Below are 17,302 nucleotides of genomic sequence, written 5' to 3' on the forward strand. Positions count from 1 at the left end.
GTGTGAGAGTGGTGCCAGTCAGCCTTGAGAGGAGCGGCATCATGACCGACCGCAAAGCGACCGCGCGGTGGACCGGCGACCTGGCCAGCGGGTCAGGCAAGGTGACCTTGGAAAGCTCGGGCATCGGCGAGTTCGACGTGTCGTGGCCCGCGCGGACCGAGGAGCCCAACGGCGTCACCAGTCCGGAGGAACTCATCGCGGCGGCCCACTCGTCCTGCTACTGCATGCAGTTCTCCGCCCTGCTCGCCCGCGCGGGCACCCCGCCGGAGACGATCGAGACCTCGGCCAAGGTGACGTTCGGCCGCTCGGGCGGCGGCTACGCGATCACCGGGATCGTGTTGACGGTCCGGGCAGTCGTCCCGGGCATCTCGGCCGACGATTTCGCCGAGATCGCTGAGCAGGCCAAACAGACCTGCCCGGTCTCCGCCGCGCTCACCGGCACCACGATCGAACTCGACGCGGCTCTGTCTTAGGGATCGGACCCGCGGGTAGCGTGGGACGCGATCGCTGATCGGGAGGTGCGATGCGGGTACCGATGACCGTGGCCGATTTCCTCGACCGGGCCCAACTCGGGTTCGCCGACAGCCCCGGGGTGGTGGACGAGCCGGACCAGCCCGCCGCGGTGGTCCCGGAGTCGACCTACGGCACGCTCGGCGAGCGCGTCCGGTCCTGGCAGGCGGGCCTGGACGCCCTGGGCGTCGGCGAGGGCGAACGGGTCGCGGTGGTCAGCCACAACTCGGCGCGGCTGCTGGAACTGCTGTTCGCGGTGCCGATGAGCGGGCGGATCTGCGTGCCGGTCAACTTCCGCCTGCGCCCGGACGAGGTCGACTACATCGTCGACCAGAGCGGCGCCTCGGTGCTGCTGGTCGATCCCGAATTGGACTCCTCGCTCGCAGGCGTGACCGCCCGCCACCGGTTCGTCCTGGGCGAGGAGACCGAGACCTCCGTGATGCGTCCCGGGGTCGAGCCCCGCCCGTGGTCCGCCCCGGACGAGGACGCGACCGCGACGATCAACTACACGTCGGGCACCACTGCCCGGCCCAAGGGTGTGCAGTTGACGCACCGGAACATCTGGGTCAACGGCCTGACTTTCGGCCTGCATACGCGGGTGTGGGAGCGGGACGTGTACCTGCACACCCTGCCGATGTTCCATTGCAATGGTTGGGGCATGCCTTATGTCCTGGCGGGCGTCGGCGCGAAACAGGTCGTACTGCGGAAGGTCGACGGCACGGAGATCCTGCGCCGCGTCGAGGCGCACGGGGTCACGCTGATGTGCGGCGCCCCCGCGGTGTGGAACGCGGTCCTCGACGCGGCGGCCTCGTGGGAAGGCGAGATCCCGGGCCGCGACCGCGTGCGCATCGTTTGTGCCGGGGCGCCGCCGCCGAGTCGGACGATTCAGCGGGTCGGCGAGGAACTCGGGTGGGAGTTCATGCAGATCTATGGCTTGACGGAGACGTCACCACTGTTGACCTTCAACCGAACCCGCCCGGCCGACGACGCCTTGCCCGCTTCGGAACGTGCCCGGAAGCTGTCTCGGGCCGGGATGCCCGCCCTGGGGGTCCGCCTGGACATCGCGGAGTCGGGGGAGGTGCTGGCTCGGTCCAATGTGGTGCTGGAGGGCTACTGGGAGAAGCCTTCGGAGACCGAGGCGGCGTTGGCGGATGGCTGGTTCCACACCGGGGATGGCGGCTCTCTGGATGATGAGGGCCATTTGACGATCTCGGACCGCAAGAAGGACGTGATCATCACGGGTGGTGAGAACGTGTCGTCGATCGAGGTCGAGGACGCGATCTTCAATCATCCGGCGGTCGCGGAGGTGGCTGTGATCGGTGTGCCCCATGAGAAGTGGGGGGAGACGATCAAGGCTTTGGTGGTGCTGGCGGAGGGCGAATCGGTGACTGAACAGGAGATCATCGCTCACTGCAAGCAGCGCTTGGCCGGCTACAAGGCCCCCACCACCGTCGAGTTCAGGGACTCGATTCCCAGGACCGCCACCGGCAAGATCCAGAAGTTCAAACTACGCCAGCCTTACTGGGAGAATTTCGACCGCGGCGTCAACTAGGTCCTACGACCAAAGACCTAGGTGATCATCGACTTTGGACCGATGTGACCACGACGCGGCTCACCTAATCTCGATGTCGTGATGACACCGAACCTCCACGCAAGCGACAAGACCAGCCGCAGAGCGCCGAACCCGCCGGCGCGCAACGAATCAGCAGCACCCGTACGCAGTGGAGCTGCTGCCCTGCCCGTAGCCGCCGACACCCCCATCATTCGCGGCGCAGGCGACGGCGACCTCCTTCTCGCCGAGCTCCGTGACGGCGGCCCCTGGCCAGGGCGCCGAACCGCGATGTGTCCAGTCGGGGCTGTCAAACGATCACGGGCTGGGCCCCCAGCCCTGCCCCGTGCCCCGGCTAGGCGTAGGTGTAGTCCGACAACGGGAACCGAGTCGCCTGCCGGTGGGTGGTCAGTGTCGAGTTCGGACGCAACAGCGCGGCTTCGCCGTGCTGGTTGAAGTAGTAGCTCCGGGCGCTTGAGCAGTCGCCTCGGTAGAAGACCGAGTCCTCAAGGCGTTCCGTCACATTGTCGAGGAAGGTTGTGTTGGCCGCTTCAGTGACTTCAAAAGTCGTCCCCCCGCGCCGCTTTAGCTCAGTGAACAGCCGGTTCATGTGCTTCATCTGGGCCTCGATCGTGGTGAAGTACGAGAGACCGCTGTATGAGTACGGACTGTTCAAACTGATCAGGTTCGGGAAGTGGGGGATCGTGACGCCCTCGTAAGCCTGGAACCGGTTGTCCCGCCACCACTTCCCGAGATCCCGTCCATCCCGCCCGATGATCTCGATGGCCGGGAAGTTCACGTCCCACAGGTTGAAGCCGGTGGCCAGCAGCAGGGTGTCGATCACGGTCTTGCGGCCGTCGGTCGTGACGATGCCGTCGGGTTCGATCCGGTCGATCGACGTGGTTTCCAGGTGGACGTGGCGCTTGTTGAAGGTCGGGAAGTAGTCGTTGGAGAAGGTGGGGCGTTTGCAACCGAAGGAGTAGTCCGGGGTGAGTTTGCGGCGGAGTTCGGGGTCCTTGACCTGCCTGCGGAGGTGGGCCGTGGCCAGACGGGAGGCGGCTTTGTTCAGATAGTGGGTCTGGCGGTAGTGCAGGACGCCGATGACCATCAGGGCCTCCAGGGCCGTGGTGTTGGCCAGGCGGGCGATGCGCTGGGTCAGGGGCACGCGGGCGAACAGGGCGCGGAGCGCGCGCGGGATATGCCAGTCGGGCTTGGCGGTCACCCAGATCGGGGTGCGCTGGTAGACCGTCAGTTCGGCGACCTTCTTGGCGACCTGTGGGATCAGCTGCACGGCTGTGGCGCCGGTGCCGATGACGGCGGCTTTGCGGCCGGTCAGGTCGTAGGTGTCGTCCCAGGCGGTGCTGTGGACGACCTTGCCCGCGAACGTCTCGATGCCGGGGATGTCGGGCATCTTCGGTTGGGACAGGAAGCCAGTGGCGGTCAACAGATAGCGGGCGGTGACCGGGTCGCTGCCTTGGAGCTGGACCTGCCAGACCTGCGCTTCCTCATCCCACCGGGCTCCGTCGACCGTGGTGTTGAACCGCATCAAGGGGCGTAGGCCGTACTTGTTCGCGACGTGGTCGGCGTAGCGCTTGAGTTCGGCGCCGGGGGCGAACATGCGCGACCAGTGTGGGTTGGGTTCGAAGGAGTACGAGTAGGTCACCGAGGCGATGTCGACCGCCAGGCCGGGATAGCGGTTGACGTGCCAGGTGCCGCCGAGGTCGGATTCTCGGTCGACGATGAGGAGGTTGTGGAGACCAAGGCGCTTGAGTTCGATGGCCGCGCCCATGCCGCCGAAGCCTGCGCCGACGATGATCGCGTCGTAGGTGGGTTTCATGGGTGAACCTCCAAATCGCCCAAGCGGGCTGGGATCGCGGTGAGGGCGGCGTCGAGAGCGGGGAGGCGGCGGCGTGGGTCCATGAAGTTGAAGCCCATGCGGGAGAGTTCGGCGGTCGTCGGGTGCACCTGGATCACCCGGACGCCCTTGGCGCGCAACAGGGTGACCTCCGCGGCCAGGGTGCGGGTCATCGAGCGGCGCATCAGGTTCTCGGCGCGGCCGCCGAGGCCGGGGACGCGTGCGCCGTCCACCGAGGCCATCGGGGAGATGATCACGACCTCGTCCAGGTCGAGGTCGGCCACCAGGTCCGCGGACGTGGGGGAGGCGACGCCGCCGTCGAGGTAGCGCCTGCCGCCGATCGTCACCGGCGGGTACCAGCCGGGGACCGCCCAGGAGGCGCGCACGGCGTCGCGCAGCGGCGCGGTGGGGGCGTCGGGGCTGCCGAAGGCGACGCGGGCGCCGGTGGCGGCGTCGATGGTGACGATCCAGGTCCGGGGGTGCGGCACCCAGCCGTCGGCCGCCAAGTCGTCGATCAGGCGGTCGAGGAACCCGGCGTCCGTGCGGCCCCTGGGCGCCAGCCCGGACAAGCCCGCCAGCCACGACCGCGAGCGGAAACCGGCCCGGGTCAACCGCAACGACGTGGGCGGTCCGAGCGGGAGGCGGGGCAGGCGCGCTGGGGGAGTGGTGAAGAACCGGCGCACCGACTCGCGGGCAGACGAGTCGGCGCGCTGGCCCGCGACCAGTTCGGCGACGCCTACGCCTGCGCCGAGCATGGCCGCGAGCGACGAGCCGGACGACGAACCGACGATCACTTCGGCCGTACGCGGGTCCCAGTCCAGCGCGTCGCTCAAGGCAGCAAGGGCGCCCACTTCCCAGGCGCCGCCCACGGTGCCGCCACAGCCGATGACCAGTCCTCTTCGCACCGTGACCACACCTCCGCTGGTTGAGATACCATTGATATTTGAATACGGAGGGTATGTCAAGAGGCTTGCAGGAGCAGGCGGGCCAGGTCGAACAGGGCGTCCGACGACACGTTGGGGTCGATGAGCCTGCGCACGGCCCAGCCGATCGCCAGGTTGAAGCACGCTTCGGCCACGGCGCGGACGGGGACGAAGCCGAGCAACTGGTCGGTGTCCTGGTCGGCGGCGATCGCCTCGGCGATCCGGTCCACCGCGGATCGCTGGCGTTCGGCCTCGGCGGCGATCAGGGTGCTGTCGGCGCGCGCGTCCAGGGCGAACTCCAGCTCCAGGCGCGGCCACCCGGTGCCCATCGCCCGCTCGGCCCATGCCTGGATCTGGTCGATCTTGGCGGCGACTGTCGCGCGGCCGGTGAGTACCGACGTCAGCTCGTCGAGCTGTTCGCGCTGGAGGTCGCGCAGCACCAGCAGGGCCATCTCGGCCTTACTGTCGAAGTTGGAGTAGAGCGCGCCCGTGGAGAAGCCCGCCAGGTCGGCGACCTTGGCGATCGACGTGGCCTGGTAGCCGTCGCTGAGGAACAGCTCGCGGGCGGCCAGCAGCAGGGCCGTGCGGTTGCGGGCCTGGCTTTCGGCGCGGGTCAGTCGCGGCATGGCCCAAACCGTAGCATTGACAGTATCCAGAAATCGGTGTTATTCAGATATCAACAATCTTCTGGAGGTCCCCCGATGGTGGGTTGGCTCGTCCGCTCGAAGGCCGCGACGTGGCTGGCCAGCCCCCACGGCCGAGTCACCGAATCCGCACTGCGAAACGCCGTCGCCGGGAAGACCGTGCTGGTCACGGGCGCTTCCTTCGGCCTCGGCGAGGCCACCGCGCGCAGGCTCGGCGCGGCCGGGGCGAAGGTCCTCCTGGTCGCCCGCACCCGCGACAAGCTCGATGCCGTCGCCGCCGCCATCACCGCCGCGGGCGGACACGCCGAGGCGTACCCGGTCGACCTCACCAACACCGCCGACGTCGATGACCTGGTCAAAACCGTCCTCGACAAACACGGCCACGTCGACGTCCTCGTCAGCAACGCGGGCAAGTCGATCCGGCGGTCGATCGCACGGTCCTACGACCGCTTCCACGACTTCGAACGCACCATGGGGATCAACTACTTCGGCCCGGTCAAACTCATGCTTGGCCTGCTCCCCTCCATGCGTGAACGCAAGCAGGGCCACATCGTCAACGTCTCGACCGTCGGCGTGCGGGTGCCGCCCGGCCCGCGCTGGGCGGCCTATCAGGCGTCCAAAGGCGCGTTCGACATCTTCTTCCGCAGCGCCGCCTTCGAACTCGCCGCCGACAACGTCTCCACCACGTCCGTCTACATGGCACTGATCCGCACCAGGATGAGCGCCCCCACCAGGATCTTCGAATACGTCCCCGGCATGACCGCCGAGGAGGCCGCCGAACTGGTCTGCGCCGCGATCGTGCACAAGCCGAGCAAGATCAGCCCGTGGTGGGCAGGCGCGGTGGAGGCCGTCGACGCGGTCACCCGGGTGCCCTGGCAGTGGACCGTCGGCCAGGTCTACCGCGCGGGCAGGCGGTGATGGCCTTCCTCCGGACCGGCCTGCGCGCCCTCGCCACCAGCGGCCTGATCACCGACTTCCGGCCGTGGTACCTGCCGGGCGTCGCCCGCGCGGTGTGGCACGGCGGCCTGTCCCCGGCCACCCTCGTCGGCATCGCCGCCGCCCACCGGCCGAACGCCCCCGGGGTGATCGACGACCGCGGCACCCTCACCTACGGCGAACTGGACAGCGCCGCCGCGCGGCTGGCCGAAGCGCTGTCCCGCCACGGAGACCGGCCGAGCCTCGCGATCCTCTGCCGCAACCACCGCGGCTTCGTCATCGCACTCGCCGCCGCGGGCAGGCTAGGCAGCGACGTCCTGCTGCTCAACACCGAGTTCTCCGCACCCCAACTCGCCGCCGTCCTCGACCGGTCGCGCCCCGACGTCGTGCTCGCCGACGAGGAATTCCTGCCACACCTGTCCGGCCGCACAGTCGTAGTGGCCCGCACAGACGACGGTCCGTCCGAAATGGACAACCTCATCGCCGCCCACGCGCCCAAGCGGGGACGCGGCGGCGCGGGCGCGATCACGATCCTCACCTCCGGCACCACCGGCACCCCCAAAGGCGCCCCACGCAAACCCGACGCGCTGGCCATGCTCGGCCCGGCCGCGACGATCCTCGACCGCACCAGACTGCGCGTCGGCGATCCCGTCGTCGTGGCGCCGCCGCTGTTCCACGGCTTCGGCCTCGCCATCCTCGCCATCGCCATCACCCTGCGCGGCCCCGTCATCCTGCGCCGCCGGTTCGACCCCGAGACCACCCTCGCCGACGTCGAAAGCCACCGAGCAGCCCTCCTGGCCGCGGTCCCCGTGATGCTGCAACGCCTCCTGGCCCTGCCCGACGCCGTGCGCGCTCGCTACCGCCGCGACCACCTGCACACCTTGTTCTCCGGCGCCGCCCCGCTGCGCCCCGAACTGGCCGAGCGCCTGCTCGCCGAGTTCGGCGACGTCCTGTTCAACGGCTACGGCTCCAGCGAGGTCGGCATCGCCAGCGTCGCCACTCCCGCCGACCTGCGGGCCGCCCCCGGCACCGTGGGCAAGCCGTCGCTGGGCGTCCCGATCCGCATCCTCGACGACACACGGCGATCCGTGCCAACCGGCAGGCCGGGCACGATCTTCGTCGGCGGCGCGCTGCTGGTCGACGGCATCGGCAAGGAGATCGCCGACGGCCTGATGAGCACCGGCGACCTCGGCCACTTCGACGCCGCGGGCCGCCTGCACGTCGACGGCCGCGCCGACGACATGATCGTCTCCGGCGGCGAGAACGTCTTCCCGCAGGAGGTCGAGGACCTGCTCACCCGCCACCCCGCCATCGCGGACGCGGTCGTCGTCGGCGCCGACGACGCCGAGTTCGGCCAGCGCCTCGTCGCCTACGTCGTGGCCCGCGGCGACCGGCCGGACCCGGCCGACCTGCGCGACCACGTCAAGGCGAACCTGGCCCGCTACAAGGTCCCGCCCTCGTTCGTCTTCCTCGACGAACTCCCGCGCAACCCGACCGGCAAGATCGTCCGCCGCGAACTGCCCGACGACTAGGACAGGTTCGGCAGGTCCGCCCGAGCCACCTCGCTGACCGAACGCAGCGCGGTGAGGGTCGCGTGTCCCTTGGCCAGCAGCGCGGCGTCGGTGCCCGGCTCCAGCTCGGTGTCGACCGCGACCGACGCCACCACGATCTCGCCGTCCCGCAACCGTTCCACCCGGCTCTGCACCACACCGAAGTCCGCCAACGCCGCCCACTGCAACGCTTTCACCTTCTTCTTCGGCAGATTCGGCACGTTCAGGTTCAGGACAGCGCCCTCCGGCAGCTGGTCCAGCACATCCAGCGCCTCCGGGACCACCGCGGCGGCCGTGTCCCAGTGGCATTCCTCGGCGCCGTCCAGCCCGACGTCGAGCGACACCGCCAGCGCCCGCACGCCGTTGATGCTCGCCGTCAGCGCGGCGCCCACGGTCCCGGAGTGCAAGATCGCCCGTCCGACGTTCGCGCCCCGGTTGATGCCGGACAGCAGCAGCTCCGGCACGTCGCCGAACCCGCCCCGGCACGCGGTGAACGCGATCAGGCCAGGATGTCCCGCCACGCCGTGGGCCACCGCGGGCCGCACGAGCTTGAGGTCGCGGGACTCCACGGCGACCCGGCGTCCGTCGGCGGCCGCGGTCAGGCCCGCGCTGGTGCCGCTGGACTCGACCAGCGGCGCCGCGACCGTGACGTCCCAGCCGGCGTCCAATGCCGCGTTGGCCAGGGCGGACAAACCAGGGGAGTCGATGCCGTCGTCGTTGGTGACCAGTGCTTGTGCCATCAGGGCTCCTCCGCGAGCGGACGCACGCGCACCCGTTCGCTCAAGTGGCGGACCGCGGCGCCGTCGCCGGTGCCGAGTCCGTGTCGGGTGACGTTCAACGCGCCCGCCGCGCCCGCCAGGCGCAGGATCTCCGGGATGGGAAGGTCGGCGGCCAGGCCGTAGGCCAGTGCGGCGGTGATGGAGTCGCCGCCGCCGCTGGTGTCGACCGGCTCCAGGCTGGGGACCTCGATGGTCAACACCTCGTCGCCGTGGAAGACCAGCGACGGGTCCGCGCCGCGGGAGATCACCACGATGCGGGCGCCGGTCGAGGCGAGGTCACGGCCCGCGGACAGCGGGTCGCCGTCGATCTCCTCGTCGCTGACCTTGATGACGGTCGGGCCGCCGGAATGCGCCTCGGCGAGGCGGGAGCCGGACAGGTCGACCACCACCAGGCAGCCGTTGCCGGTCAGGTCGGCGGTGAGGCGCCGGTAGAGCGAGTCGGGCAGCACGCCGTCGTCCTGCGGTCCGCTGAGGATCGCGACCCCGGCCTTCATGCCCTCGATCAGGGCGAGTTCGTACAGGTCGTCCAGCTCGTGCCGGGTGAGCGGCTCGGCGTTCATCCGCACGAGCTGTTCCCGCTCGCCCTCGCGTCTGTCGTGCACGTAGGCGCCGTTGCGGGCCGCGACCGCCAGTTCCCGCACGGTCAGCGCGGGCTCGATCAGGGTGCGCACCACGTGCCCGGTCTCGCCGCCGAAGGTGGCCGCGAGCACGACGTCCGCGCCGAGCGCGGAGGCCATTCTGGCCTGCCAGACGCCCTGGCCGCCCGCGTGCAGGTGGATGTCGGGGGAGCCGTCGACGTTCTCGATCGTCATGGTCAGGTCCGGAGCCGGGACGAACACCGCCACCGCGTCAGTCATGTCGGGGGAGTACCCCGGCAGGCGCGAAGGCAAGCAGGGTGCCGGGACCGCCGGTAGCGTGAGCTGCGTGATCGGACTGCCCGACGACGTGACGGCCTGTTTGTTCGACCTCGACGGCGTGTTGACCAGCACCGCGGCCTTGCACGAGATCGCATGGAAGCAGACGTTCGACGAGTTCCTGACCGCCCACTGTGGACCGGACGAGCCCGCGTTCACCAAGGACGACTACAACGCCTACGTCGACGGCCGCCCCCGCGCCGACGGCGTCCGCACCTTCCTCACCGCGCGCGGAATCGTGCTGCCGGAAGGCGAACCCGACGACCCGCCCGGTGATCGCACAGTCAACGGATTGGGCAACCGCAAGAACGACCTGCTGCTGCGGATCATCGAGGACCGCGGCGTCACGCCCTACCCCGGTTCCGTCGCCTATCTACAGGCGGCCAAGGACGCCGGTCTGGCGATCGGCGTCGTCACGTCCTCGGCCAACGGCGCCCATGTGCTCGACGCGGCGGGTCTGACCCCGTTCGTGGGGGCCAGGATCGATGGGCTCGTGATCGCCGAGCGGAAGCTGCGCGGCAAGCCCGCGCCCGACTCCTTCCTAGCCGGCGCCGCCGACCTCGGCGTCACCCCCGACACAACAGCCGTCTTCGAGGACGCGCTGGCGGGCGTGCGAGCGGGTCGAGACGGGCACTTCCGGTTCGTCGTCGGCGTCAACCGGGCTGACCAGGCCGACGAACTCCGCGCGAACGGCGCCGATCTCGTCGTCGACGACCTGGCCGAGCTGCTGTCATGAGCTACCAAGTATCGCCGTGGGAGCTGCGCTGGCAGGGGCTCGCGATTGACCAGCTGCACCGGACCGAGTCGACGTTCGCCCTGGCCAACGGCCACATCGGACTGCGCGGCTCGCTGGAGGAAGGTGAGCCGGTCGGCCTGCCCGGCACCTACCTCAACGGCTTCTACGAGTCCCACGCCCTGCCCTACGCCGAGATCGGCTACGGCTACCCCGAGGACGGCCAGACCGTCGTCAACGTCACCGACGGCAAGATCATCCGCCTGCTCGTCGAGGACGAGCCCCTCGACCTGCGCTACGGCCAGACCCTCGACCACGAACGCGCCATCGACTTCCGCGCCGGAACCCTGAGCCGGGACACGCTCTGGGAGTCGCCCACCGGCCGCCGGGTGCGGATCCGCTCGACCCGCCTGGTGTCGTTCACCCAGCGCGCCGTCGCCGCGATCGCCTACGAGGTCGAGCCGGAGGACGCGGTGCAGCTCGTCGTCCAGTCGGATCTGCTGGCCAACGAGCCGATCGAGCGGGTCGGCAAGGACCCGAGGGTCGCCGCCGCGCTGCGGTCGCCGCTGGTCGCCGACTTCGCCGCCACCGACCGGCTCAGCGCCGTACTCGTCCACCACGCCAAGAAGTCGGGCCTGCGGATCGCCGCCGCCATGGACCACGAGATCGACGCGCAGGACGGGTTGCGCACCGACATCGCCGCCGAGGGCGACCTGGCCAGGCTGACCGCCGCGGTGGACGTGCCCGCCGGGGGCACGCTGCGGCTGGTCAAGTACCTCGGCTACGGCTGGTCGGCGCAGCGTTCGATTCCCGCGCTGCGTGCGCAGGTGGAGGCAGCCCTGGCCGGCGCCCGGCAGACCGGTTGGTCGGGCCTGCTCGCCGAGCAGCGCGCGTTCCTCGACGACTTCTGGACCGCCGCCGACGTCGAGATCGACGGCGACGACGAGCTCCAGCAAGCCGTCCGGTTCGCCCTGTTCCACATCCTGCAGGCGGGCGCGCGCGGCGAGACCCGGGCCATCGCGGGCAAGGGGCTCACCGGCCCCGGCTACGACGGCCACGCCTTCTGGGACACCGAAACCTTCGTGCTCCCGGTTCTCACCTACACCAGCCCCGACGCCGCGCGCGACGCCCTGCGCTGGCGGCACAGCACCCTCCCGCAAGCCCGCGAACGCGCGAAGGTGCTGGGCAAACGCGGCGCCGCGTTCCCGTGGCGCTCCATCACCGGCGCCGAGTGCTCGGCGTACTGGCCCGCAGGCACCGCGGCCTTCCACGTCAGCGCGGCCGTCGCCGACGCGGCCGTCCGCTACACCGCCGCCACCGACGACCGCGAGTTCGAGCGGTCGTGCGGCATCGAGATGCTGGTCGAGACGGCCCGGCTCTGGGTGTCGCTCGGTCACCACGACCAGCACGGCGGCTTCCGCATCGACGGCGTCACCGGACCCGACGAGTACACCGCCATCGCCGATAACAACGTCTACACAAACCTTATGGCGCAACGGAATCTGCTCGAAGCCGTCGCCGCCTGCCGTCGCCACCCCGACCTCGCCCCGGACGAGAGTGAACTCGCCGCGTGGCAGCGGGCCGCCGACGAGATGATCATTCCGTACGACGATCTCCTGGGCGTGCACCCGCAGTCGGAGGGCTTCACCGAACACGAGGAATGGGACTTCGAGGGCACGCCGCCCGAGAACTACCCGCTCCTGCTGCACTATCCGTACTTCGACCTGTACCGGCGTCAGGTGGTGAAGCAGGCCGACCTCGTCCTCGCCATGCACCTGCGCGGCGACGCGTTCAGCCCGGAGCAGAAGGCCGCGAACTTCGCCTACTACGAAGCGCGGACCGTCCGGGACTCGTCGCTGTCGGCGGGCACGCAGGCGGTCATCGCAGCCGAGGTCGGCCACCTCGACCTCGCCTACGACTACCTCGCCGAAGCCGCGATGACCGACCTGCACGACCTGCACGACAACGTCCGAAACGGACTCCACATGGCCTCGCTCGCGGGCGCGTGGACGGCCGTCGTCGCCGGTCTCGGCGGGATGCGCGACCACGGCGGCGACCTGACGTTCGCCCCGCGCCTGCCCGCCGCGCTGAGCCGCGTGTCGTTCCGGATGAGTGTCCGCGGCACCCGCATCCAGGTCGAGATAGACCACACCGACGCCCACTACAGACTGGTGTCAGGGTCGCCGCTGGACGTCGCCCACCACGGTGAACGGTTCGTCATCCAGCCGGGACCGGGCGTGACCCGGCCGATCCCGAAGGGGCCGGACCTACCCGCGCCCGTCCAACCCGCGGGCCGACGGCCTCGGCGCCGCTGAAAGGATTGATTTCCGCCGTGCTGGGTATTCCCTCCGCAGACCTATCCGGATGGGAGCACAACAAGATGGCAAGCATCGGCGATTACGGTCTCAACCCGGCGCGCGTGCGGCATCGCGTCGCCGACGTGCCGCGCAGCCGGGGCGCGGTCAATGGACTGCTGGTTTTCCTGCTCGGAATCTGGGGCGCGGTGATTCCGTTCATCGGCCCTTACCTGAATCTCGCCTACGAACCCGACACCCCGTGGACCATGACGGCTGACCGGCTGTGGCTCAACGTGCTGCCCGGCGTGGCCGCGCTGCTCGGCGGGCTCGGCCTGGTGGCCAGCGCCAGCCGCGGCGGCGGCGTCGTGTGGGGCTGGCTGGCCGCGGTAGGCGGCGGGTGGTTCGTCCTCGGGCCGACCGTGAGCGCGCTGTGGAACGGCGGCACCGGCGATGTCGTGGGTGACAACGCCGGGGTGCGCGTCGCGGCGCAGCTGGTGTTCCACTACGGCCTGGGCGTGCTGATCCTGTTCCTCGCCGCCGTCGCGCTCGGCCGGTTCACCGTCGCCGACCGCGAGGCGGTCATCGATGAGTCCGAGTACGACGACCGGACCGAGATCCTGCGCGACGAGGCGCAGGTCGACGACGAGACCAGGCGGCGCACCGACCGAACCTGATTCCGACCTAGCGCGGCCGCCACCGCTTCCACACAGCGGTGGCGGCCGCGCGCGTCTTGCCGTCCCAGAGCAGCTCGACCTCGGCGGTCATCTCGCCCTCGCTCGCCTCCAGAACGCGGCCGACCAGCTCGACCGGCGCGTCCAGCGGGCTCGGGCGCAGGTACTTGACCTGCAGGCCCGCGGTCACATAGGACAGCGCGGCGCCCGGCAGCGGCGGCCAGCCGCGCAGGTCGGCCTCCTGCATGACGGCGGCGGCGCTGTGGCAGTCCAAGACCGTGCAGATGATGCCGCCGTTGAGGTACCCGAGGCCGTTGTCGTGCTCCGGCCAGGGGGTGAACGTCGCGGTGACCACGCCGTCGCCGGGGTAGCTGCGCAGCTTCAGGCCCTTGTCGTTGCCGTGGCCGCAGCCGAAGCAGCGCAGGTCGGGGTAGAGGCGCTGCTGGATGCTCGGGACGTCGGTGCTCATGGCCGCGGAGTCTAGTCCGCGCGATTCTGACAATTTCCCACCGCCTTGAGTCGACCCGGAAAGGGCGGCGCTATTTCTGCACGCTGAACGGGCCATTTCTGGTTGCCCGGAATGTGTTCCGGCTTTGCGGTTCCGCGTCCTGCAATTCTTCATTGATGAGGTGACCACGCAAACGGCTCGGCTGTGGCCGCCTGCGTCACCGGCACCGTCAGCAGCCGGACCGCGAACACCAGCTACACCGGTCCCCGCGTTGTCCGGGGAGGCGTTGTTCGGTTATGGTCGAAGTGACGGGCAGCAGGCCGTGGACAGGGAGTAGTCATGGCCGCACGCCCATTTCCGGAATTCGACGCGTTCCCCGACGCCCTGCGTGCCGCGATTCAGGCACGTGGGCTGGGGTTGGAACGCATCCGCAACCGCTTGCGCACCCTCGGCGCCCCCGTCAGCATCGCGACGCTCAGCTATTGGCAGTCGGGCCGGTGCAGGCCGGAGCGGCCGGACTCGCTGATCGCGTTGGCGCACTTGGAGTCGGTGCTGGAGGTGCCCGCGGGGTCGCTGATCTCGCTGCTCGGCCCGCCAAGGCCGCGCGGCCGGTGGCTCACGACGCCTTCGGTGGACATCGCGACGTACTGGCCCGACAAGGCGCCGGTTCGTGAGGCGGTGCGGGCGGTGAATTCACGCTGGGATCAGCGGCTGACGCGGTTGAGCCAGCATGATCTGGTGACGGTCGGCCCGGATCGGGACGAACAGTCGATCGTGTCGCGGCAAGTGCTGCGGGCCGACGCGGACGGGCCGGACCGGTGGGTGGTGATCATGCACATCGACGACCACGACCGGCCGCTGCCGGTGATCCGTGCGCTGCGGAACTGCGCGGTGGGGCGGTCGGTGCTGCGGCCGGGGGACGGGCTGCTGGTGACGGAACTGTTGTTCGAGCGTCCGCTGGCGCGCGGGGAGACGGTGATCACCGAGCACGAGATGGTGAACCAGGCGCCGTGCCCGCTGGCCACCAACTACGAACGGAAATTCCGGCGGCCGGTGCGGGAGTTCGTGGTGGAGGTGGCGTTTCACCCGTCAGCGTTGCCGGTGCGGTGCGAGCAGTTCTCGCGGGTGGGCGCGGAAGCTGAGCAGGTCAACGAGGCGGTGCTGGACGGGAGCCAGTCGGTGCACTCGGTGGCGTTGAACTTCGGGCCGGGGGTATACGGCTACCGGTGGGAGTGGGCGAGCAGCTGAGGTTCCCAGGAGGTGTCGGGGAACCTCAGCACGCCGCCATCGGGATTCTTGGAGTCACGGATGCGGAGGGTGGTCGAGTAGGCCACCTCTACACAGGCCGCCTGGTCGCCGCTGCTGAAAGAGGACTTGCGCCAAAGCAGTTCCACGCAGGACGCCTGGCCGCCGCCGCTGAAGCTCGACTTCCGCCACTCTCCGTGCATCCCGTTTCAGCTCCGCTCGTAATCGGCCGCCATCCTGTGCAGGAAATTCACCGTTTCGGTGGACCCCAGGGCGAACCTCACCAGGTTAGCAGTCAGATCACGGAACAGATGGGTGTCCTCCGAGGCATCAAGGAAGCCGGAAGCGCCTTCATGCTCGACATAGACGATGAGCGGCGACTCGCGGAACTCCATCGTGGAAAACTGGCCGGGGTTACGGTATCCGCCGAGGCGGAACGGGATGACGTGGATGTTGATGCCTGGCTGTTCGGCCTTGCCGATCAGCCAGTGGATCTGCTGGACCATCACCTCCGATCCGCCGTGCCCTCGGCGAAACGCCGCCTCATCGATGATCGCGGTGTAGGTGGGGGCAGCCAGCTTGGCGAGCACCTTCTGCCGGTCCAGGCGCGCCTCGACCATCGCATCCTGCGTCTTGCCGGTGATGCCGCAGGCGGCGTGGATGGCCCGGGCATAGGCCGGAGTTTGCAGCAGGCCAGGCAGGTTGTGCGGGGCAAAGTCGATCAGCGTCCGCGACTGCGACTCGAAGGCGGCCAAGGCGGGCAGCAGCAACGGCAACCGATCACCGGTCTCCAGCCAAGCGCGGGCTTCCAGATCTCGCGCTAGATCCAGAATCCGTTCGCGGGCGGCTCCGGTGATCCCGTACAGGGCGAGCAGCCCGGCCACGTCGGTGATTGGTGAGACCCGGTTGGCCTTCTCGGTGCGGTTCAGCGTCGCCGCAGACTTCCCGATTCCACGTGCCGCTTGAATCGTCGTCTTCCCCGTGTGCATCCGGAAGGCGGCCAGTTCCATCCCCAATGCCCGCATCCGGGCGGGTTTCCTGTGTCCGATCATGGGCCAAGGAGACCGGTCTTCCCCGGTAGCCGCAACTGTGCGATCGGGCGACTGATTTCATACCCTGGTGCAGAACGATCTTCTCCACCAGGGTGATCCCCTGGCCGACGCGGTCATCGCTGATCTCGTTGCCACTGGCCGAACCTCCGCCGTCAACGCCGTGCTCGCCGAGTTCCGGTCCAACGACCAACCCATCCCCGACTCCCTCCCACCGTCAGTCCGCGACTACCTCATCGCCACCGACACCCCGCCCGCCTGGATGGACGCCGACCGCGTCGCCCGCGCCTACGACTTCTTCGTCGACGACGGTGTCCACGTCGCCTCCATCCTCTCCTTCGGGGCCATGGTCAACTGCTACGCGCAGCCCCGCCCCTCGAAGGTCCTCAACCTCACCCACCGCCTCAACCAGCCGCACCGCCGGCTTTCCGAGACCTCGCAGTTCGTGCTCGACCTGATGGCCCCGCAGCCGTTCACCAATGGCGGCTCGTTCGTCCCGACCATCCAGAAGACCCGCCTCATCCACGCCGCCGTCCGCCACTTCGTGGCCCAGTCGCCGGACTGGGACGTCGAGACCGACGGGGTCCCGGTCTGCCAGCTCGACCTGCTCGGTGCGCTCCTGATCTTCTCCGTTCAGGTGATCGACGGCATGCGCCGCATCGGGGTCACGGTGACCGACGTCGAGGCCGAGGACTACTACTACGTCTGGCGGGTCGCCGGTTCGATCCTCGGCATCCGCGACGACGTCATGCCCGAGACGCTCGCGGAAGCGACCCGGCTCAACGCGGAACTGGTCGAAGCCGCCTACGCGCCATCGGAGGAGGGCATCGCGCTCACGCGCGGATTGCTGGAGCTCTACAAGAAGTTCATTCCCGGCAAGGCGTTCGACGGCGTGGTCCCGGCGATGGTCCGCCAGGTCGTCAACCCCGAGGTCGCCGACATGCTCCAGGTTCCGCGCTCCCGGGGCTGGTCGCGGTTCGTGACGTCGAGTGCCCGGATCATGAGGTTCTTCGAACGCAAGGAGGACACCAACCGGGTCGCGCGCAAGGTGCTCGACAAAGCCGGTGCGCTCCTGCTCACCGCGAGCACCCGCACCCTGACCAGCGGCGAGTCGACCACGCTCGCCATCCCCGATGGGTTGCGGCAGAGCTGGTCGGCCGCCGGGGTGTGTCCGGTGGCGGTCGACGGGAAATGACAGC

17 protein-coding genes are annotated in these 17,302 nt (G+C 69.5%); 9 read left to right on the top strand and 8 right to left on the bottom strand.

Going from position 1 to position 17,302, the window contains the following annotated elements; genetic code table 11:
* Window positions 1-41: 41 nt before the first annotated feature.
* Both ACSHT8_RS34355 and ACSHT8_RS34360 read left to right on the top strand, forming a co-directional pair.
* Window positions 42-473: an OsmC family protein gene (locus ACSHT8_RS34355; protein WP_436496202.1), complete on the top strand. Its 432-nt coding sequence runs from the start codon at window positions 42-44 to the stop codon at window positions 471-473.
* A gap of 50 nt (window positions 474-523) precedes the next feature.
* Window positions 524-2,062, top strand: coding sequence for an AMP-binding protein (locus tag ACSHT8_RS34360; RefSeq protein ID WP_436496204.1), 1,539 nt, complete (start codon window positions 524-526; stop codon window positions 2,060-2,062).
* Between the two features lie 352 nt (window positions 2,063-2,414).
* On the opposite strand, the gene ACSHT8_RS34365 is transcribed toward ACSHT8_RS34360, so the two are convergent.
* Genes ACSHT8_RS34365 through ACSHT8_RS34375 form a run of 3 tightly spaced genes read right to left on the bottom strand, consistent with a single transcriptional unit; the run spans window position 2,415 to window position 5,463 of the window.
* Window positions 2,415-3,896 (bottom strand): flavin-containing monooxygenase, encoded by a 1,482-nt coding sequence (locus ACSHT8_RS34365; protein WP_436496207.1) that lies wholly within the window; start codon window positions 3,894-3,896, stop codon window positions 2,415-2,417.
* Window positions 3,893-4,819 (bottom strand): patatin-like phospholipase family protein, encoded by a 927-nt coding sequence (locus ACSHT8_RS34370; RefSeq protein WP_436496209.1) that lies wholly within the window; start codon window positions 4,817-4,819, stop codon window positions 3,893-3,895. Before ACSHT8_RS34370 ends, ACSHT8_RS34365 begins: the two co-directional genes overlap by 4 nt.
* Window positions 4,820-4,875: 56 nt before the next feature.
* On the bottom strand, window positions 4,876-5,463 hold the full coding sequence (locus ACSHT8_RS34375) for a TetR/AcrR family transcriptional regulator (RefSeq protein WP_436496211.1): 588 nt from the start codon (window positions 5,461-5,463) through the stop codon (window positions 4,876-4,878).
* Window positions 5,464-5,538: 75 nt separating this feature from the next.
* On the opposite strand from ACSHT8_RS34375, the gene ACSHT8_RS34380 reads away from it, so the two are divergent.
* Together ACSHT8_RS34380 and ACSHT8_RS34385 are read left to right on the top strand one after the other, a co-directional pair.
* The gene (locus tag ACSHT8_RS34380; RefSeq protein ID WP_436496213.1) at window positions 5,539-6,399 is read left to right on the top strand and encodes an SDR family NAD(P)-dependent oxidoreductase; all 861 of its coding nucleotides are present in this window, start codon (window positions 5,539-5,541) and stop codon (window positions 6,397-6,399) included.
* Window positions 6,399-7,949 carry an AMP-binding protein gene (locus tag ACSHT8_RS34385; protein WP_436496215.1) on the top strand — a complete coding sequence of 517 codons (1,551 nt, stop codon included), beginning with the start codon at window positions 6,399-6,401 and terminating at the stop codon, window positions 7,947-7,949. The genes ACSHT8_RS34380 and ACSHT8_RS34385 overlap by 1 nt, the downstream gene beginning before the upstream one ends.
* Here ACSHT8_RS34385 and surE read toward each other — a convergent pair.
* Both surE and ACSHT8_RS34395 read right to left on the bottom strand, forming a co-directional pair.
* Complete coding sequence (surE, locus tag ACSHT8_RS34390) at window positions 7,946-8,707, bottom strand: 5'/3'-nucleotidase SurE (RefSeq protein ID WP_436496217.1); 762 nt, start codon at window positions 8,705-8,707, stop codon at window positions 7,946-7,948. The two genes, ACSHT8_RS34385 and surE, sit on opposite strands and share 4 nt — an antisense overlap.
* Window positions 8,707-9,603 carry a 1-phosphofructokinase family hexose kinase gene (locus ACSHT8_RS34395; RefSeq protein ID WP_436496219.1) on the bottom strand — a complete coding sequence of 299 codons (897 nt, stop codon included), beginning with the start codon at window positions 9,601-9,603 and terminating at the stop codon, window positions 8,707-8,709. Before ACSHT8_RS34395 ends, surE begins: the two co-directional genes overlap by 1 nt.
* A gap of 67 nt (window positions 9,604-9,670) precedes the next feature.
* On the opposite strand from ACSHT8_RS34395, the gene ACSHT8_RS34400 reads away from it, so the two are divergent.
* From ACSHT8_RS34400 to ACSHT8_RS34410, 3 genes are all read left to right on the top strand, one after another.
* Complete coding sequence (locus tag ACSHT8_RS34400; RefSeq protein WP_436496221.1) at window positions 9,671-10,396, top strand: HAD family hydrolase; 726 nt, start codon at window positions 9,671-9,673, stop codon at window positions 10,394-10,396.
* Window positions 10,393-12,708, top strand: coding sequence for a glycoside hydrolase family 65 protein (locus tag ACSHT8_RS34405; protein ID WP_436496223.1), 2,316 nt, complete (start codon window positions 10,393-10,395; stop codon window positions 12,706-12,708). The genes ACSHT8_RS34400 and ACSHT8_RS34405 overlap by 4 nt, the downstream gene beginning before the upstream one ends.
* Before the next feature lie 65 nt (window positions 12,709-12,773).
* Window positions 12,774-13,364 (top strand): hypothetical protein, encoded by a 591-nt coding sequence (locus ACSHT8_RS34410; RefSeq protein WP_436496225.1) that lies wholly within the window; start codon window positions 12,774-12,776, stop codon window positions 13,362-13,364.
* Window positions 13,365-13,371: 7 nt separating this feature from the next.
* On the opposite strand, the gene ACSHT8_RS34415 is transcribed toward ACSHT8_RS34410, so the two are convergent.
* Window positions 13,372-13,830: a PaaI family thioesterase gene (locus ACSHT8_RS34415; protein WP_436496227.1), complete on the bottom strand. Its 459-nt coding sequence runs from the start codon at window positions 13,828-13,830 to the stop codon at window positions 13,372-13,374.
* A 318-nt stretch (window positions 13,831-14,148) separates the two neighbouring features.
* On the opposite strand from ACSHT8_RS34415, the gene ACSHT8_RS34420 reads away from it, so the two are divergent.
* A complete protein-coding gene (locus ACSHT8_RS34420) occupies window positions 14,149-15,057 on the top strand; it encodes an XRE family transcriptional regulator (RefSeq protein WP_436496229.1) in 909 nt (302 codons plus the stop codon).
* On the opposite strand, the gene ACSHT8_RS34425 is transcribed toward ACSHT8_RS34420, so the two are convergent.
* Together ACSHT8_RS34425 and ACSHT8_RS34430 are read right to left on the bottom strand one after the other, a co-directional pair.
* A complete protein-coding gene (locus ACSHT8_RS34425) occupies window positions 15,030-15,257 on the bottom strand; it encodes a DUF397 domain-containing protein (RefSeq protein WP_436496231.1) in 228 nt (75 codons plus the stop codon). The genes ACSHT8_RS34420 and ACSHT8_RS34425 overlap by 28 nt on opposite strands.
* A 6-nt stretch (window positions 15,258-15,263) precedes the next feature.
* Window positions 15,264-16,106, bottom strand: coding sequence for a helix-turn-helix domain-containing protein (locus tag ACSHT8_RS34430; protein ID WP_436496233.1), 843 nt, complete (start codon window positions 16,104-16,106; stop codon window positions 15,264-15,266).
* A gap of 67 nt (window positions 16,107-16,173) precedes the next feature.
* On the opposite strand from ACSHT8_RS34430, the gene ACSHT8_RS34435 reads away from it, so the two are divergent.
* A complete protein-coding gene (locus ACSHT8_RS34435; RefSeq protein ID WP_436496236.1) occupies window positions 16,174-17,298 on the top strand; it encodes an oxygenase MpaB family protein in 1,125 nt (374 codons plus the stop codon).
* Window positions 17,299-17,302: the final 4 nt, after the last annotated feature.

Origin of the sequence: Actinokineospora sp. HUAS TT18 (assembly GCF_051364635.1) — a bacterium.
In the GTDB taxonomy this organism is placed as follows: domain Bacteria; phylum Actinomycetota; class Actinomycetes; order Mycobacteriales; family Pseudonocardiaceae; genus Actinokineospora.